Here is an 18,027-nt window from a genome sequence, read left to right as displayed (position 1 = left end):
TTGCGCTATGACTTCAAAAGAAACCCTGCGGCTTATCACCAAAGCCGAAAAAATATGCGAACAACGCGGTGCTCGACTTACTCCGGCGCGCCGTGAAGTGTTCGAGATCCTAGCTGGCGAGTCTGGCGCAGTTGGCGCGTATGATCTGCTCGATAAGCTCCGAGCAGCCGTTCCTAACGCTAAACCACCAACTATTTACCGTGCGCTGGACTTTTTGCAAGAACAAGGTTTCGTCCACAAAATCACTTCATCAAACAGCTACGTTCTATGTAGCCATTTTGACCATCAACATCCAGTACAAATGCTCATTTGTGAATCCTGTGGTAACGTCCAAGAGATTCAATCAGATGGGGTTTATGATGCGCTACGCAAACAAGCTGAAGGGCAAGGTTTTCGCGTTGCAACGCAGACCATCGAGGCACATGGGTTGTGCCAAGATTGCAACGCAAGCTAATTCACTCAACTCAGTGACGCGAGTGCTCGTCTGGTTCCCGTCGCGCTAAATTTTCAAACCGCGATAAATGCCCCTGGAATTTCAGGTCCACCGCACCTATCGGCCCGTTCCGCTGTTTCCCAATGATTACCTCTGCCAGCCCTTTGTTCTCCGACTCAGGATGATAGACCTCATCTCGATAGATAAACATAATGACGTCAGCATCTTGCTCAATGGATCCAGACTCCCGAAGGTCAGAGTTCACGGGACGCTTGTTCGTCCGTTGCTCCAATGATCGATTCAGCTGCGACAATGCAACCACAGGTACCTGCAATTCTTTAGCGAGTGCTTTTAACGACCGTGAAATCTCGCCAATCTCTAACGTCCGATTCTCAGACATACCTGGCACCGTCATGAGCTGCAAATAATCGACCATAATCATCGATAGCCCACCTGACTCACGAAATACTCGACGCGCTCGCGAGCGCAGTTCGGTGGGTGTCAGTCCTGACGAGTCATCAATAAACATGTTATTGCGTTCTTTGAGGATATTGATAGTCGAAGCAATCCGCGTCCATTCTTCGTCTTGCAATCGCCCCGTTCGAATACGCGTTTGGTCAACATGACTCAGTGATGCCAACATCCTCATCATGATTTGTTCTGACGGCATTTCCAAACTAAAGACCAGAACCGGCTTGTCATTGCGCATAGCAACATTCTCACACAAGTTCATTGCAAAGGTCGTCTTCCCCATCGACGGACGAGCCGCAACGATGATCAAGTCAGATGGCTGTAAACCTGCTGTCATTTGGTCGAGATCATAAAACCCTGTTGAGACCCCGGTCACACCATTGTGGTTCTTACTTCGACTAAGCTCATCAATACGGTTGATGGTTCGCTCTAGTATCGGCGTGATTGGCTGCGGCCCATCTGTTGCGCTGGTGCGCTTTTCCGCAATTTTGAAAACTTTACTTTCGGCGATATCGAGCAGCTCGCTTGAGGTTCGATTTTGCGTATCAAAACCTGACTCTGCAATTTCATTGGCAGCAGCAATCATTTCCCGAATAACGGCTCGCTCACGAACAATTTGAGCATATGCCCGAATATTGGCTGCACTCGGTGTATTTTTTGCAATCTCACCCAGATAAGCGAAACCACCGACATCTTGTAACTCACCAGATAATTCCAGAGATTCAGATACAGTGACCAAGTCAATGGGTTGTGTGCGATCGGCAAGACGATGCATTGCGGTAAAAATCAGCTTATGCCCACGATGATAAAAATCATCCGCAATAAGTTCACCAGCAATAGTATCCCATGCATTGTTGTCGAGCATGAGTCCACCCAATACGGATTGCTCGGCTTCAATAGAGTGTGGAGGCGTTTTGATCGCATCTAATTTCGCGTCATTGCGCGGTTTTTCCTTGGTGCGCGAAGTGGCCATGCTTGTCCCGCTGCTCGAATAATTTTAGCTAGAGGGAGACTATACAAAAACTAGCAGAATGAAGAAAGCGGATTGCGTCAGGCAACCCGCTTTTTGCAGAGGTATTTAATTTCGAATAACGATATTGCCGCTGACCGAGTTCAGTTTAACATTGCCGGAACCATTACCTACGGTCATCGTCAAACTTGCGCCAGGCCCATACTTTGGACGACGTGGCTCATCATCGGTCAAACGATTGGTAATATCACCGCTAGCGCTCGCTTCAGCATCGAGTCGAAAGTTCGGGGTACCCTTAAATGTAATCGCCATATCGCCGCTCACTGTATTGCCGCGCAAACGCCCATTATCGTTCAGCTCAACTCGTACACTCACATCACCGCTGACCGAAGTCGCTGTCACGTCATTAGCACGCTCTGTAGTTAAGTTTACATCACCCGAGATTGACTCAGCGCGAACCTCACTGGCGTTGGTGACCACAGCGACATCACCGCTCGTGGATTGGAATACGCCGCGTTGTTGATCTCCATCGGCGTCATTCACATCACCACTTACCGATACCAATTCAACATCGCCATTTAATTTACGCCCAGATACATCGCCACTGGTAGTCTTTAAACGGACATTCTGATCCAAGCTATTGGCATCAATATCGCCACTAATTGTGGTGACGCGAGTACCCTGACGAATATCTTTAACCGTAAAGTCTGAGGAAATACCGCTGACATCAACCATAGATTCATACGGAATGCGTAATACCAAGTCCGATCCATTGTCATTGTAATAGCGCTTATTGCGGGGCATTTTGACCTCAACAATCAGAGCATTGCCGCGTTTTTCAAAAATGAAGTCCGTCGCTTCCTCATCAATGGTCCCGGATATTGATGCGGAGGACTGCCCCCACCCGAGAACCTTGACATGCCCACGCATATTATCGACAAACACTTGGACACCAGGCTCAACCGATAATGTCTGATCTACTTCTTTCGCCGCAACCTTCGTTGCAAACTGAGCAACTGTGACTAGACCAACTACAGTAATGAGTTTTAACCATTTCATCGTTCGTACTCCTTAAGCTTGTTGCCAGTTTTGACGTGGCGCAAAGTTCGCTTTTAATAATTCCAGTTCTTGTTGATGTAGCCATTGCAGCAACTGCCACAATGATTGATTGTTCGGATCGTCCATGAGCTGCTGAGTAACCTGGGCTGCTGCTTGGCGCAGTTGCTCCAGTTCGGTTTGACTGCTGAGTTCCCCAGCCGTCACACCCGAGCTTTGGATACTCGTCAACAATAGGTTTCGTTGTGATTCATGGTGCTGATTGACTGCTGTAATCAACCGCATAATTTCTGGAACTTCATCATTTGATTGAGTCGGTACCCACTGCAATGTCATCGCACTGATTGCAACAACCATGACCGCAGCACTCGCCCAAACGTAACGAAGCCAGACCGGAGAACGTTGCTGCTGACGCGTCAAGCCATGTTCAATACCACGCCATAAATTTTGCGGTGGCTCATAACGTTCCGGTGTTTGGGTCGCGTCCAAGATCAAATCATCAAGACGTTTTCGTGCATTCGTTTTCGTTGATTCACTCATGACTCAACCACTCCTCTAACAACGTACGAGCTCTGTGTACCTGAGCTTTACTAGTGCCAACTGCAATACCAAGCTCCTGACTAACTTCCTCATGTCGTAAACCTTCAATACAGTGCAATACGAATACCCAACGAGTTTGTGGTGGTAACTTTTGTATCAAACGGTCAAGCTCGCTCAAGTCAGCACTGTCTTCGTGTACTAAATGATGATCGTAGTCGTCATCTCCAGCTGTATGTAAACGCGCAAACCAGCGTTTCTGTTTGCGCAATTCCGAGATGGCGACTCGGGTCGCAACGGTATGCAGCCACGTGCTGAACTTACTCTCGCCGCGAAATGATTTCAGTGCGCTCCACAACTGAATGAACACTTCCTGCGTTAGATCTTGTGCTACATCAATATTTCCCGCTAACCGCAACACTAATCCATAGACGCGACGATGGTGCCTCTCAAAGAGTGCTTGGAACGCTTGCATATCGCCGTCACTGGCCCTCTCAACGAGGTGCACATCTGGGTCGTTAAATGCATGAGCTGTAATGACTTGTGCTGTCACCGATCTTCCTTATTTTTGTACTACAGCTTTATTGGTTTCTGCTTAATTAGTGTAAGGCTATGCTGAAAAGGTTTATCAAGCACTGAAAAAATCCAAAAAAAAAGCTGCTCGAGAGCAGCTTTTTTTACGATGATTAAGAAACTTAATCTGCAGCAACTACTTGCAACTTTACAGTTGCAAATACATCCGCATGCAAATGCAGTTCGATATCATACTCGCCCACATCGCGGAGGGTACCGTTTGGCAACAAGACTTCGCTTTTCTTCACAGCTACACCAGCTGCGGTGATCGCATCAGCGATGTCACGAGTACCGATTGAACCAAACAATTTACCTTCGTCACCCGCTTTAGAAGAAATCACAACTGCTTCCAACGCGTTAACTTGCGCAGCGCGTTCTTCAGCAGCAGCCAAATCAGCAGCGATTTTCGCTTCTAATTCAGCGCGACGCTCTTCAAACACCTTGATGTTTGCTTGCGTTGCTGGAACAGCTTTGCCCTGTGGGAATAAAAAGTTACGTGCATAACCAGACTTCACTGCAACTTGGTCACCCAAGCCGCCTAAGTTGGCTACTTTGTCTAATAGAATAATTTCCATTGTTCGCTACCTCAAATCTAGTCAGATCGTTCGTTTACTGGCTTACTGATGTGAATCAGTATAAGGCAGTAAAGACAAGTAACGTGCACGTTTGATGGCACGCGCCAACTGACGCTGGTACTTCGCAGAAGTGCCAGTGATGCGGCTAGGAACGATTTTGCCACTCTCAGTGATGTAGTTCTTGAGAGTAACGATATCTTTGTAATCAATCTCTTTTACGCCTTCTGCCTTAAAGCGGCAAAATTTACGGCGACGGAAAAAACGAGCCATGATGGTCTCCTCAAATCAAAACAAGTTGCTGGGCGTGCAGTACTAATTTGCCAATTCCGTTTTTATCTTCTTCTCGATTCAAAAAACCGCGAACCGTTACTGCCTGTCCAACGTTTAATTCTTTGCTCCACTGCGGTGCATCTTGACCACTTAACACAACCTGCAATCTAACATAACTGCGGCGTGGTAAATTGGCCTCCACCTGTTCTGAGCGATGCTCAACTACGAACCTTAAGTGGTATATGCCAGCCGGGCTTTTGGTCAATTGGGGTGGCTTGGTAAGCACGCCACTGAGTTCCAGTTGATTGAAGCTTAGCTCCACAATCGATGAACGCGACGTCACGGCTTATGCCGCTTCGTTATCGTCCTGCTCTTCGTTACGGTCTGAACGACGGTCATCTTTCTTGCCCATTTGGTGCGAGACTTCAGTTTCCGCTTCTTTCTTACGCATAATCATGTTGCGCAATACCGCATCATTGTATCGGAATGCTGTTTCCAGCTCGTCAACAACATCAGACGACGCTTCGATGTTCATCAACACATAGTGTGCTTTATGCAACTTGTTGATTGGGTAAGCCAATTGACGACGGCCCCAGTCTTCTAGACGATGAATAGTACCGTTACCTGCTTTGATGGTCTCGCTGTAACGCTCGATCATGCCAGGTACTTGCTCGCTCTGGTCCGGATGGACCATGAATACGATTTCATAATGACGCATTTCTGCTCCTTATGGTTCATAGCTACTGTATTGGCTCAGTCGCACCGGCAGCAGCAAGGAACGCTTGTTTTTAAATAAACTTCGAGAGACTGATTTAAGCGGCGGGAGTGTAGCGGATTTCTGGCTATATCACAAGTCGTTTGCTTGGTTTTCGCCGGTTTCGACCTTTTCAGTTAACACTTTCACCAACTGCTCCGGCAAAACCAGCGCAGCTTCGTTCGGAGCTTGTACTCGAATTCGCTGAATTTCCCGGCCAGCCGCTACCTCCAAGTTGGCAGGTGCGCGCAACTCGGCGATTAACACGGTTGTGTCAACAGTGGTCTCAAAACCAATGCTCACCTGCCAAGCATAGTCTGTCGATACCTCGCGCAATCGCCACTCATGGCGAGACTGCAAGCGTTGATTTAATTCGGTCTGCAACTCACTAAAACGGGGGTCGGTTGCTAAACTCAGATAGTTGACAACCAATTGTGGTTTGTTACTACGCTGCTCAGGTAGCAAGTCACCCATTGGCAGCCATGCTAACGCTAATAAAATCAGCAACGTGCCGGTGACCAACAGTGGCCACCAAGAACGTTTCGATTGTCCGTTGCGAAAATTGAACCAACTCCGTAACAACATGGCTTAGTTTCCACTCACACTTTGTCGCTGCCGGACGGCTTCAAACAAACACACTCCCGTTGCTACCGATACGTTTAGACTACTCACACTGCCTAGTAATGGAATCTTGATCAGTTGATCACAGGTTTCCCGGGTCAATCTCCGCATTCCGTCGCCTTCAGCACCCATTACGAGCGCTACGGGTCCTTTTAAGTCTGCGGCGTAAAGATCGTCGGTCGCTTCACCGGCAGTGCCAATGATCCACACTTGCAAATCTTGCAATTGACGGAGTGTCCGAGCAAGGTTTGTCACTTGAATGAGTGGAATAGTTTCAGCAGCTCCAGAAGCAACTTTGCGAACTACTGGAGTCATTGAAGCCGACTTGTCCTTGGGAACCACAACAGCGGTGACTCCTGCAGCATCAGCTGTGCGCAAACAAGCGCCCAAATTGTGTGGATCTGTCACATTATCCAAGACCAACAGCAAAGTCTGACGACCACGCTCGGTCACCAGCTTTTCTAAATCATCTTCAGTAAGTTGAGGGGCTTCTAAACACACCACAACAATACCTTGATGGTTGCCACCTTCTGCTCTTTTGTCCAAGCTTTGCTTGGGAACAAACTGTGGCCGCGTGCCCATGCGTTGAGCTTGCTGGATCAACGCCTGCAAGGGTTGATCCTGACGTTCTTTGGTCGCATACAATTCGACTAGACGTTCCGGATGGTTTTGCAGTAATGCCCGCACTGCATGCAGGCCAAAAATAGTTACTTTCTTGCTCATGATTTCCGCTTTTTATTCGAAGGACGAGGCTTTTTCTTACCGGCCGATTTGCCACGATTTTTAGCACCTGACTTAGGTTCAGATTTAGATCCAGATCGACTACTCGTTTTACCCCGATGGTGCTCTTGACCACCTGCACTTTTACCTTGCTTCATGCGTTTACGTTGCGGTAATGCATAGTCACTGGCTTGTCGCTGATTGCCCGCCGGAGTCTCAGCAGACAACAAATCCAAGTCAATTTTCCGCTCATCTAGATTTACCGAGCGCACACGAATTCGTGCTTTATCACCCAATCGATAAGCCTTGCCGCTATTTTCACCAATCAGTAAATGTCGATCACTATCGAATTGGTAGTAGTCGTTGTCTAAATTACTAATGTGCACTAGACCATCAATTTGCATATCGTCAATGCGCACAAATAGACCAAAGTTGGTCACTGCAGCAATCACACCGGTAAACTCACTACCCACATGATCTTGCATATATTCACACTTCAACCACTCGTCGACTTGACGGGTCGCATCGTCCGCTCTGCGTTCAGTCATTGAGCAATGCACACCCAGCTCATCCAACTGTTCGTCTGGGTAAGACCATGCTCCTTCAAGCGCTTTGGATGCGCCATTCAACTGCTTTAACTTCGCCTTGATCGCACGATGCAAAATCAAATCTGGATAGCGCCGAATAGGTGAGGTGAAGTGCGCGTATTGCTCTAACGCTAAACCGAAGTGCCCTTTGTTTTCCGGGCTATACACCGCCTGTTGCATGGACCGTAATAACATCGTTTGAATCAATTCCGCATCAGGTCGGTCAGCAACTTGCTTGAGAATAGCTGCGTAGTCTTTTGGACCCGGCTCATCACCACCTGTCATAGTCAATCCGAGGTCGGTCAAAAAGGTTTTGAAACCACTCAAACGATCATTCGGTGGCGTCTCATGCACACGAAATAGTGCAGCGATGTCATCGTGACTCTCAATAAAACGCGCAGTCGCGACATTCGCCATAATCATACATTCTTCAATGATGGTGTGAGCTACATTTCTACGAACTGGGAGTATTTCCTCAATTTTACGTTCGGCATTGAAGATAAACCGTGTTTCTGTGGTTTCAAACTCAATCGCGTGACGCAGTTGCCGTGCTTTTTTCAATACCTTAAAGAGCGCATGAAGGTTATGAATACCCGTCAAAACTGGTTCATACTCAGCTCGTAGCGGCGGATCGCCGTCGAGAATTTTTGCCACTTTGGTATAGGTCAATCGAGCGTGAGATTTCATAACTGCAGGATAGAACTTAGCCTCGCCGAGTTGACCACGCTCATTGATGAACATTTCAGCGACCATACATAAACGATCCACATGCGGATTCAACGAGCATAAACCGTTTGAGAGCTTCTCCGGTAACATCGGCACGACAAAATCGGGGAAATATACCGAGTTGCCGCGCTCTAGTGCATCTTTATCAAGCGCAGTATTGGGACGAACATAGTAGCTTACGTCCGCAATGGCCACCCACAATCGGAATCCCTTTTGTTCTGGCTCTGCATAAACTGCATCGTCGAAGTCTCGTGAGTCTTCACCGTCGATAGTAATCAGCGGAAGTTCTCTCAAATCGAGTCGACCTTCATAGGCTTCTGCGGGTATCGACTCGTCTAATTGCGCGACCGACTTTTCTGTTTCCGCGGTCCAATTGACCGGAATGTCATGTTCGCGAATTGCGACTTCTATTTCCATGCCGGGAGCCATATGGTCGCCCAACACCTCAACAATAGTCCCAATTGGACTTGTACGCCGATTCGGGCGATGGGTAATTCGCACCACCACTATCTGTCCGTGACGTGCCGCACCTTTGTTTTCATCTGGGATCAAGATATCTTGATTGATGCGGGTATCGTCTGGCACTACGACACCAAGGTTGTGATCTACAAAATAGCGGCCAACAATGTCACCCTCTCGAGGCTTTAAGACGCGAACAACGCGTCCTTCTCGACGGCCTTTTGCATCCTTTTTCTGTTCTTGAACGAGTACTTCATCGCCATGCAACACGGCATACATTTGCGGTTGTGGGATGAATAAATCATCGCCGCCATCATGCGGACGGCAAAATCCAAAACCATCTCGGTGTCCGATGATCCGACCTTTGATCAGGCTCATACGATCGGGTAAGCCGTAAGCATTCGCTTTGGTGTAGATAAGTTGTCCATCTCTTTCCATAGCGCGCAGACGGCGCTTGATACCAATAAGTTGTCGCTCATCATCGAGCGCAAATTTGGCAACGAGATCATCAAAACTGAGAGGTTTTAGGCGTGCTTTGATGGTGTCAAGAATCGCCTCTCGCGACGGGATTTCAACCTCATATTCGGGTTGATCGGTGTTGATACCATCAGTTGGGTTGGACATGTAGCTCCATGAATTTACTTAAGACCTCTACATGATAGCAAAGAACCTCAGTTCACATACAAAAAAACCCGAGGACTAGGCTCGGGTTTTCAAAAATGCATCGGTTATCTTATCGAATATAAACGTATCGACGAACGTCAGCTGTACGGGATTTCACGTAGATTCCGTCAAGCGTGTAGTACGAATAAACGATTCGAAGGAAAGTTTCACCGTTTATAGTGATGAAATACTGATCAGCATAAACAATATAATCGCCTTCTTGATAGGTAACGGTGCTCAATGCGCTGATACCATCGTTACCACCATTGGCAGCTTTATCAGCGCTTTTGCCCTTTCCCCAGGCATTCACATTTTCCACCTCTTGATAAACGATGTTACCGTTTTCATCAAACTGAGTGAAAATATGAAATTTACCGACCAATTCAGCTTTTGAGCAGCTCTTCGTACATTCACCACCAGTCGAAGACCACAGTAATTCGCGAACTTCATTTTTGTGCGATGCACTGTTAGATGGCGTTCCGTCATTATTGGCATGAGCCGATGCACTGATAGCAACGGCCATTAACGCGCAAGCAGCAAACAACGAATATTTCATGATATTTTCCTTGTGTAAGCAAAGTAGCCTGTTTATTAAAACAATTAATTGACAACTACAATAGACGAAGTTCACATAAACGCAAGATATTTATAGCTCTCGCCAGTAATAGAGTTGGTTCGCTTCCTTCGACAGAACTACCAGCTCAGTACCTGCGGCATAATCATGCCAAGCCCTACGATTCTTCCTATCGACCAGCACCCATAAGTTACCGAGCCCAAAGCCGGAAGTGAGCAGTCGTACCAATGTCTGCTTTTTAGTAAGTCGTTGACCGTTGCGCTGTTGAACTTTGAGCCGCCAAGCACGCATGCCAAGTGTTTGCCCACTGCGCCACCAAAACCAACCAAAAAATAACGCCAACATCACTACAATATACATACCAAAGAGTGGCGAACGGTTCAGCCAAGCAGCATGGTCCTCTCCCTCGCCGAGTGTGATCCAACCAAAAGTGGTTAATAATGCGGCAAATCCAAGAGCTAGAGCACTGGCCAGCATGATGATGGCAACAGCGACCAAAAGATCATAGATCCACGAGGCAACTCGTCGCCAGAACCCTGCGCTCGGGAAGCCTGCATGAACGGATGCAGTCGAAGAATTGGTTGTCATAGGCAGTCACTTGTTTAAATCAGAGAGTTATAGTGTACCGAAATGCTCATCACGATGTCTGCAAATCACATTAAACTTCCCGAAACAATAGACAAAACGCTCACGAAATAAGCAAACAGTTCGCAGACATTTAATTTTTCTTGATCGGCAAATGAGCATGCGTATAATGCGCTTCACCAATTGATTCCAATCTTTTTGCCGAAGTGGCGGAATTGGTAGACGCAGCGGATTCAAAATCCGCCGCTGGTAACAGCGTGGGGGTTCAAGTCCCCCCTTCGGCACCATCTCATACGTTCAGTTTTACGCTTGTCTAGCGATGTTTCTGTAATACCCATAACGCAGCACCAGCAAATAAAGCGCTTGGCAACATTGCGCCGAGAATAGGTGGTAATTGATAGACTTGCGCCAGCGGACCAAAAATCTCGTTACTCACATGAAAGCCAAAACCTGTCACCACACCAAGCAGAATTCGCGCACCCATAGTGGTTGAACGCAACGGGCCAAAAATAAACGATAGCGCAACCAACAACATCACCGCCACGGTCACTGGAGCTAAAAGCTTACGCCAGAGCGCAAGTTCATAACGTTCTGCTGCTTGCCGGTTACTCTCTAAATAATCGAGGTAATCGGTTAAGCCACGAATCGAGAGTGACTCTGGTTTAACCGTCACTACACCGAGTTTGTCTGGTGTGAGCGAGGAATCCCAAATCCACTGACCAAAGCTTGACCGATTGATACGTTCCGCTCGATGTTCGGTCAAAATCACTTGTGATAGGCGCCATTGCTCACCTGTGTAGACTGCTGTTCGTCCTTGTATCACCGAGTCAAGATTCCGACTTTCGTCAAAACGGTAAATGGTAATATCACGCAAGCGACCCGTATTCTCGACCTCACCAATATTGACAAAATGATTGCCATCACGGGCCCAGATGCCCTGTTGTGCTGAGATCAGACTCCCACCAGAAATGGCTCTTGCTCTTAATTCGCGACCTTGAGATTCCAGTTCAGGTGCTACAAACTCCCCCAAAGCCATAACCACCAGCATCATTACAACTGCTGCTTTCATCACCGCATTAATAATATTCAAACGCGACCGTCCAGCTGCGATCATGACGACCAATTCCGAATTACTCGCCAGCATTCCCATACCAATTAATCCGCCCAATAACGCGGCCATCGGAAAGAAAACTTCAATATCACGAGGAATGCTGTACAACACAAACAATCCAGCATCGGCGACGCTATAGGTGCCTTTGCCTACCGACCGCAGTTGCTCGACAAAGCGAATCAGCCCAGATAATCCCGCAAGTACCGCTAGACTCAACAATGAGGTGCGCAATACAGTCAAAGCGATATATCGCTCTAAAATTGAAAACATCAGTGGCTCCCTCGCAAACGCGCTAAAAAGCGAAGGCCGAAAGGTCGCCCTTTACCAATCAAAATAAGTCCAAACAACAATAGCAGTACATGAATCCACCAGAGTCCGACGATCGGTGGAATCACACCATCAGCGACCGCCGAGCGTGCCGCCATGAGCAGCAGGAAGTAACCGAGGTAGATCAATAATGCTGGTGCCATCCGTGCGAATTTACCTTGCCGTGGATTCACCCGACTGAGCGGTACCGCAATCAAAGTAAGCAACGGCATCGCAAGTGGAATCGCAAGGCGCCATTGCCATTCAGCAGCAGCTTCAGGATCATCTTCAGCCCACAGTTCGCTGGTTGTGTAAGCTTCCAGCTTGCGCGTATATTCCGTGCCTTCTTGTTCCTTAATCTGCAGTTGATAGCTATCAAACTGCATGACTTGATATTCAGCTGCTTGATCTTCGGTGGCATAGCGCATCCCGTTTTCGAGAACCAATGTCTGGGCGCCGGCAGGATTCAATACGACATCTCCTCGATCAGCCATGACGACGCTACCGCCAACGACGGTGTTGTCCTCATCACGAATGGATTGCGCCACAAATACTTGATCGAGCTGACCTTGCTCAGTCAGTCCTTCAACAAATATCACGGCTTTCTGGTTGCTCGCCTGCTGGAAACGGCCCGGCATAATGACACTCAAGCCAGTATCGGATCGCGCCCGTTCTTCAACCAGACGTTCCTGCTCTAAACTCCAAGGTACCATCCATAAGGTCAACGAAGCAGTCACAATACTCAAAATTAAAGCAACGGCTAGAGTAACTCGCGTCACATACCATTCGCTCACACCACAAGCGTGTAAAACGGTCATTTCGTTGTCGGCATAAATGCGACCATGCGCGAGCAAAATACCTAAAAATAAGCTAAGAGGAAGTATGAGAGCGGTCAAAGCAGGTAAATTAAGACCCAACAATTGAATGACCAATTCACTGGGTATTTCGCCCGCTGAGGCGTCTGCCAGCACGCGAACAAATTTTTGACTCACAAAAATGGTCAGCAATACCACCATTACGGCGATCTGAGATTTAAATGTTTCTCGCATCAAATAGCGAAATATACGCACTGGTGACCACTCTTAACTTTGCTTTTTGCTGGAAATACCGCGATTTTTAAGTAAACTTGTCGTTTTCACAAGAATTATTCCTTGGCAGCTAAACCCTGTCAACCGCCTAACAGGAGCACTCATGGAGTTCAATGTCAAAAGTGGAAGTCCGGAGAAACAGCGTTCAGCCTGTATCGTCGTTGGTGTCTTTGAACCGCGTCGCCTCTCTGGAGTCGCCGAACAACTCGATAAAGTCAGCGATGGTTACCTGAGCAATTTACTGCGCCGAGGCGACCTTGAGGGCAAAGCCGGACAAACACTTCTTCTCCATCACGTACCGAATATATTGAGTGAGCGTGTCTTACTTGTCGGTTGCGGTAAAGAACGCGAACTGGATGAAAGACAGTATAAACAAATTATTGAAAAAACCATCCACACATTGAACGAAACGGGTTCAATGGAGGCAGTATGCTTCCTCAGTGAATTGCATGTCAAAGGCCGTGATACCTATTGGAAGATTAGACAAGCGGTAGAAGCAGCTCAAGGTGGTTTATATACATTCAACCAATTGAAGTCGCGTAAAGAAGAACCACGCCGGCCCCTCCGGAAGCTTGTTTTTAATGTGCAGACGCGCCGTGAGCTCTCACTGGGCGAAAAAGCTATTAGCCATGGGTTGGCTGTAGCTAAAGGTGTTACTTTATGCCGCGACGTAGCCAACATGCCGCCGAATATCTGCACCCCAAGCTATCTTGCAGAGAAAGCCAAAACATTGACTGAGCAATATGAAAACATGAGTTTCAGTGCTGTAACCGAACAAGAAATGGCAGAACTGGGCATGAATGCTTATTTGGCCGTTAGTCGAGGTTCCGAGCACGAGGCTGTATTGTCCCTTATCCATTATCAAGGGGCTTCCAGCGATCAAGCGCCCATTGTGTTGGTTGGTAAAGGATTGACCTTTGACAGTGGTGGCATCTCGATTAAGCCAGCCGCTAATATGGATGAAATGAAATATGACATGGGGGGGGCTGCTGGCGTCCTCGGTGCCATGCAAGCCTTGGCTGAGTTAAAACTACCGATCAATGTGATCGGAGCCATTGCGGGCTGTGAAAACATGCCTGACGGTAAAGCCTACCGTCCCGGTGATATCATTACCACCATGAGCGGTCAGACCGTTGAGGTGTTAAATACTGATGCTGAAGGCCGTTTGGTTCTGTGTGACACCCTGACGTTTGTCGAGCGCTATGAGCCTGAAGCTGTCATCGATGTAGCAACATTAACTGGGGCTTGTGTGATTGCGCTGGGAGCGCATGCGAGCGGTTTAATGAGCTCGCACAATCCGTTAGCACATGAATTACTGAACGCGTCAGAACAAAGCGGTGATCGCGCTTGGCGACTCCCGTTGTGGGATGAGTATAACGAGCAACTGGAAAGCCCTTTCGCTGACTTCTCAAATTTAGGTGGTCGCGAAGCTGGTGCTATTACCGCTGGTTGTTTTTTAGCGAAGTTCACCAAGAAATATAACTGGGCGCACATCGATGTTGCTGGTACAGCATGGCGCAGTGGCGCGAAAAAAGGCTCGACTGGACGGCCGGTTCCGATGTTGACGCAGTATCTGCTTAATAAAACTCAAACAGGTACGCACGACTAATGAAATCGCGCGCAATCTTTTACGTGCTCGATGGTCTCGATGAGAACCAACAGCTACAATTCTTCTGCCGACAGATTACTGAACGTTGGAGGGAGTTTCGCAGTGTGCGCGTATTTTGTGCAAGCCAGCAACAAGCGGAGCAATTGGATGAAGCCTTGTGGCAACAACCCGCTGATGCTTTCGTACCTCACAATTTGTTTGGCGAAGGTCCGCCGCAAGGTGCTCCGGTAGAATTATGCTGGCCTGAGGCCGCTATGCCGCAGCGACGTGTGGCAGCGGTCGTTAATTTTATGGATGACATTGCACCGACAGCAGGAGCTCGACTCATCATCGATCGGGTTCCTACTGCTGAAGCTGAACGCCAACAAGCGCGGGAACGCTACAAAGCATATCGTGTCCAACAAATAGAACTCTCGACTCAGCCTGCTGCTGAGCAGACCTAAACTCAACACTCAATAGAACGTGGTGAAAGTTTCTATGGATAAGACCTACGCTCCTGAAGCACTCGAGCAAAAATTGTATCAACAGTGGGAAGCGGCTGGCTATTTCAAGCCAAGTGGTACCGGTGACAGTTACTGCATTATGATTCCGCCGCCCAATGTAACCGGTAGTTTGCATATGGGCCATGCGTTCCAGCACACCATTATGGATACACTGACTCGCTATAAGCGCATGGATGGCTATAATGCGCTCTGGCAAGTTGGTTCCGACCACGCCGGTATCGCCACACAGATGGTGGTCGAACGCCAACTGGCTGCGCAAGGCGTGACGCGTCAGGAGCTTGGTCGCGACACATTTATTGAAAAAATTTGGGAATGGAAAGCGCAATCAGGCGGCACCATCACTCAACAAATGCGCCGTTTAGGTGACTCTGTTGACTGGGATCGTGAGCGTTTCACCATGGACGATGGTTTATCCAACGCGGTGAAAGAAGTTTTCGTTCGACTCTACCAAGAGAATTTGATTTATCGTGGTAAACGGTTGGTCAACTGGGATCCTAAATTACAAACAGCCATCTCTGACTTGGAAGTCGAGAATAAAGAGCAACAAGGCCACATTTGGCACTTACGCTATCCTCTCGCAGACGGCGCGAAAACTGCAAGCGGTCAAGATTACTTGGTCGTTGCGACCACTCGTCCTGAAACCATGCTTGGCGACGTTTGTGTAGCGGTACATCCTGACGATGAACGTTATACTGCGCTGGTTGGTAAATTTATCGAGCTTCCGTTGGTGAATCGGCGCATTCCAATAGTTGCAGATAGTTATGTCGACCAAGAATTTGGGACGGGTTGTGTCAAAATTACACCCGCTCATGACTTCAATGACTATGAAATTGGTAAGCGTCATCAACTCGCAATGATTGCGATTTTCGACGATATCGCGCAAGTTCGTGTCAAAGCTGGCCTGTACACGCCAACGGGCGAAGCGCTCGATACTATTGGTGATTTCGACGGTACACTGCCAATCACCTACCAAGGGTTAGATCGCTTTGTTGCACGTAAACAAGTGGTTGCTGATTTCGACGCATTGGGTCTACTGGACAAAGTAGAAACACACACCAATAAAGTACCTTACGGTGATCGCGGCGGTGTTCCTATCGAGCCCCACCTGACCGACCAATGGTATGTGCGTGTTGGCCCTATGGCTGAGGTAGCTACCAAAGCAGTCGAAGACGGACAAATTCAATTCGTACCCAAACAATACGAGAATATGTATTTTGCCTGGATGCGTGACATTCAGGATTGGTGTATTTCTCGTCAGTTGTGGTGGGGACACCGAATTCCAGCCTGGTATGACAATCAAGGGAATGTATATGTGGGCCGAGATGAAGCAGAAGTGCGCCAGTCTCATGCTCTCGCTGATGATGTTATCTTGCATCAAGATAATGATGTCCTCGATACCTGGTTCTCATCAGCGTTGTGGACTTTTTCAACGCTAGGTTGGCCAGAGTCGACTGATGACCTCAAAACCTTTCACCCCACAGACGTACTGGTAACCGGTTTTGATATCATTTTCTTCTGGGTTGCGCGGATGATCATGATGACCATGCACTTCCTGAAAGATGAGAATGGTCAACCACAAGTGCCTTTCAAAACTGTCTACGTGACTGGCCTGATCCGAGATGAAGAAGGTCAAAAAATGTCGAAATCCAAAGGGAATGTATTAGACCCACTGGATATGATTGATGGCATTGATTTACCGAGTCTAGTAGCAAAACGCACCGCAAATATGATGCAGCCGCAGCTCGAAGAAAAAATAGCGAAGCGGACAGAAAAGCAATTCCCAGACGGTATTACTGCTCACGGCACTGATGCTTTGCGTTTTACACTGGCAGCTCTCGCGTCAACGGGTCGTGACATTAACTGGGATATGAAGCGCCTTGAGGGCTATCGGAACTTCTGTAATAAGCTCTGGAACGCCAGTCGCTATGTGTTACTCAACACAGAAGAGCATGACTGTGGTCAATCGGGTGGCGCCTTAGAGCTATCTCTCGCTGACCAATGGATCCTAGAGCGGTTTAACGACACTGTTCAGCAGTTCCGTCAAGCACTCGATAACTACCGCTTTGACCAAGCAGCAGCCATTGCCTATGAGTTTACTTGGAATCAATTCTGTGACTGGTATTTGGAGTTGACGAAGCCGGTGTTGCAGCATGGTTCTGAGGCGCAGATGCGTGGTACCCGACACACCTTAGTGACGGTGCTGGAAAGGTTACAGCGTTTACTCCATCCATTATTACCATTTATCACCGAAGCGATATGGCAACGTGTCGCGCCTTTGGCAGGAGTGCAAGGCGAAACTGTCATGCTCCAACCGTATCCGCAAGTAGAAGCGGAAACCTATGCAAACGCTCGTGATGATATGGAATGGCTGAAGCAAGTTATTGTGGCTATTCGAAATATCCGTGGCGAAATGAACTTATCGCCGAGTAAACCGCTGCCTGTCTTGATTAGTCAAGCAGACTCGAAGGGGCGCGAACGCATTGAACAGAACATGACATTCTTTAGTGCTTTAGCCAAACTCGAATCAGTCACATTTATTGGTACGGCCGAAGAAGCGCCAGCTAGCGCAACCGCCTTAGTGGGTCGTATGGAAATCCATATTCCAATGGCCGGTTTAATTGATACGCAAGCGGAACTCGCTCGACTCGATAAAGCCATCGACAAAGCCGAAAAAGATGTCGCTCTGGTGCAACGTAAACTGAGTAATGAAAACTTTGTGAGCAAGGCGCCGGCTGATGTTATCGACAAAGAACGTGCGAAACAGCAAGACGCCGAGGAAACTCTGGCTCAGTTGCGTCAACAGCGTGAAAAAATAGCGTCACTCTAGTGACGCTAT

The 18,027-nt window shown here is 48.0% G+C and carries 19 protein-coding genes and 1 tRNA gene; 5 read left to right on the top strand and 15 right to left on the bottom strand.

Annotated features, from left to right (window positions below; all coding sequences use genetic code 11):
* The first annotated feature begins 7 nt into the window (after positions 1 to 7).
* Positions 8 to 454 carry a zinc uptake transcriptional repressor Zur gene (gene zur / locus CWE22_RS00350; protein ID WP_169929433.1) on the top strand — a complete coding sequence of 149 codons (447 nt, stop codon included), beginning with the start codon at positions 8 to 10 and terminating at the stop codon, positions 452 to 454.
* A gap of 10 nt (positions 455 to 464) precedes the next feature.
* Here zur and dnaB read toward each other — a convergent pair whose 3' ends face one another.
* The 13 genes from dnaB to CWE22_RS00285 form a co-directional block, all read right to left on the bottom strand.
* Positions 465 to 1,877 carry a replicative DNA helicase gene (dnaB, locus tag CWE22_RS00345; protein ID WP_169929432.1) on the bottom strand — a complete coding sequence of 471 codons (1,413 nt, stop codon included), beginning with the start codon at positions 1,875 to 1,877 and terminating at the stop codon, positions 465 to 467.
* A 105-nt stretch (positions 1,878 to 1,982) separates the two neighbouring features.
* Positions 1,983 to 2,933 (bottom strand): DUF4097 family beta strand repeat-containing protein, encoded by a 951-nt coding sequence (locus CWE22_RS00340; protein ID WP_169929431.1) that lies wholly within the window; start codon positions 2,931 to 2,933, stop codon positions 1,983 to 1,985.
* 12 nt (positions 2,934 to 2,945) lie between these two features.
* Complete coding sequence (locus CWE22_RS00335; RefSeq protein WP_169929430.1) at positions 2,946 to 3,470, bottom strand: hypothetical protein; 525 nt, start codon at positions 3,468 to 3,470, stop codon at positions 2,946 to 2,948.
* Positions 3,463 to 4,020, bottom strand: a complete 558-nt coding sequence (locus CWE22_RS00330; RefSeq protein WP_244595910.1) for an RNA polymerase sigma factor — start codon at positions 4,018 to 4,020, stop codon at positions 3,463 to 3,465. The genes CWE22_RS00335 and CWE22_RS00330 overlap by 8 nt, the downstream gene beginning before the upstream one ends.
* 142 nt (positions 4,021 to 4,162) lie before the next feature.
* Positions 4,163 to 4,615 carry a 50S ribosomal protein L9 gene (rplI, locus tag CWE22_RS00325; protein ID WP_169929429.1) on the bottom strand — a complete coding sequence of 151 codons (453 nt, stop codon included), beginning with the start codon at positions 4,613 to 4,615 and terminating at the stop codon, positions 4,163 to 4,165.
* A 42-nt stretch (positions 4,616 to 4,657) separates the two neighbouring features.
* Complete coding sequence (gene rpsR, locus CWE22_RS00320; RefSeq protein WP_169929428.1) at positions 4,658 to 4,885, bottom strand: 30S ribosomal protein S18; 228 nt, start codon at positions 4,883 to 4,885, stop codon at positions 4,658 to 4,660.
* A 10-nt stretch (positions 4,886 to 4,895) separates the two neighbouring features.
* Positions 4,896 to 5,210 (bottom strand): primosomal replication protein N, encoded by a 315-nt coding sequence (gene priB / locus CWE22_RS00315; RefSeq protein ID WP_169930963.1) that lies wholly within the window; start codon positions 5,208 to 5,210, stop codon positions 4,896 to 4,898.
* Between the two features lie 21 nt (positions 5,211 to 5,231).
* Complete coding sequence (rpsF, locus tag CWE22_RS00310) at positions 5,232 to 5,603, bottom strand: 30S ribosomal protein S6 (RefSeq protein ID WP_169929427.1); 372 nt, start codon at positions 5,601 to 5,603, stop codon at positions 5,232 to 5,234.
* 129 nt (positions 5,604 to 5,732) lie between these two features.
* Positions 5,733 to 6,224, bottom strand: a complete 492-nt coding sequence (locus CWE22_RS00305; RefSeq protein WP_169929426.1) for a hypothetical protein — start codon at positions 6,222 to 6,224, stop codon at positions 5,733 to 5,735.
* 3 nt (positions 6,225 to 6,227) lie between these two features.
* The gene (gene rlmB / locus CWE22_RS00300) at positions 6,228 to 6,983 is read right to left on the bottom strand and encodes a 23S rRNA (guanosine(2251)-2'-O)-methyltransferase RlmB (RefSeq protein WP_169929425.1); all 756 of its coding nucleotides are present in this window, start codon (positions 6,981 to 6,983) and stop codon (positions 6,228 to 6,230) included.
* Complete coding sequence (gene rnr, locus CWE22_RS00295) at positions 6,980 to 9,376, bottom strand: ribonuclease R (protein WP_169929424.1); 2,397 nt, start codon at positions 9,374 to 9,376, stop codon at positions 6,980 to 6,982. Before rnr ends, rlmB begins: the two co-directional genes overlap by 4 nt.
* A gap of 109 nt (positions 9,377 to 9,485) precedes the next feature.
* Positions 9,486 to 9,971, bottom strand: coding sequence for a hypothetical protein (locus CWE22_RS00290; RefSeq protein WP_169929423.1), 486 nt, complete (start codon positions 9,969 to 9,971; stop codon positions 9,486 to 9,488).
* 90 nt (positions 9,972 to 10,061) lie between these two features.
* A complete protein-coding gene (locus CWE22_RS00285; RefSeq protein ID WP_169929422.1) occupies positions 10,062 to 10,577 on the bottom strand; it encodes an RDD family protein in 516 nt (171 codons plus the stop codon).
* Positions 10,578 to 10,774: 197 nt separating this feature from the next.
* Between CWE22_RS00285 and CWE22_RS00280 the strand changes: the two genes are divergently transcribed.
* Positions 10,775 to 10,861: transfer RNA gene (locus CWE22_RS00280), tRNA-Leu, on the top strand.
* A 26-nt stretch (positions 10,862 to 10,887) separates the two neighbouring features.
* Here CWE22_RS00280 and lptG read toward each other — a convergent pair.
* Both lptG and lptF read right to left on the bottom strand, forming a co-directional pair.
* Entirely contained in the window at positions 10,888 to 11,955 is a 1,068-nt protein-coding gene (lptG, locus tag CWE22_RS00275) for an LPS export ABC transporter permease LptG (RefSeq protein WP_169929421.1), read from the bottom strand.
* Positions 11,955 to 13,061, bottom strand: coding sequence for an LPS export ABC transporter permease LptF (lptF, locus tag CWE22_RS00270; RefSeq protein WP_169929420.1), 1,107 nt, complete (start codon positions 13,059 to 13,061; stop codon positions 11,955 to 11,957). The genes lptG and lptF overlap by 1 nt, the downstream gene beginning before the upstream one ends.
* Positions 13,062 to 13,182: 121 nt before the next feature.
* Between lptF and pepA the strand changes: the two genes are divergently transcribed.
* From pepA to CWE22_RS00255, 3 genes are read left to right on the top strand one after another with little or no spacing between them, the layout of a single operon-like run.
* On the top strand, positions 13,183 to 14,688 hold the full coding sequence (gene pepA / locus CWE22_RS00265) for a leucyl aminopeptidase (RefSeq protein ID WP_169929419.1): 1,506 nt from the start codon (positions 13,183 to 13,185) through the stop codon (positions 14,686 to 14,688).
* Entirely contained in the window at positions 14,688 to 15,131 is a 444-nt protein-coding gene (locus CWE22_RS00260; RefSeq protein WP_169929418.1) for a DNA polymerase III subunit chi, read from the top strand. The genes pepA and CWE22_RS00260 overlap by 1 nt, the downstream gene beginning before the upstream one ends.
* A 34-nt stretch (positions 15,132 to 15,165) precedes the next feature.
* Positions 15,166 to 18,018, top strand: coding sequence for a valine--tRNA ligase (locus CWE22_RS00255; RefSeq protein ID WP_169929417.1), 2,853 nt, complete (start codon positions 15,166 to 15,168; stop codon positions 18,016 to 18,018).
* Positions 18,019 to 18,027: the final 9 nt, after the last annotated feature.

The sequence above is a fragment of the Pseudidiomarina aestuarii genome (genome assembly GCF_003987355.1).
GTDB classification, from domain to species: domain Bacteria; phylum Pseudomonadota; class Gammaproteobacteria; order Enterobacterales; family Alteromonadaceae; genus Pseudidiomarina; species Pseudidiomarina aestuarii.
The sequence above is the reverse complement of the archived record's forward strand: the minus strand, read 5'-3'. Positions and strand labels throughout refer to the sequence as shown.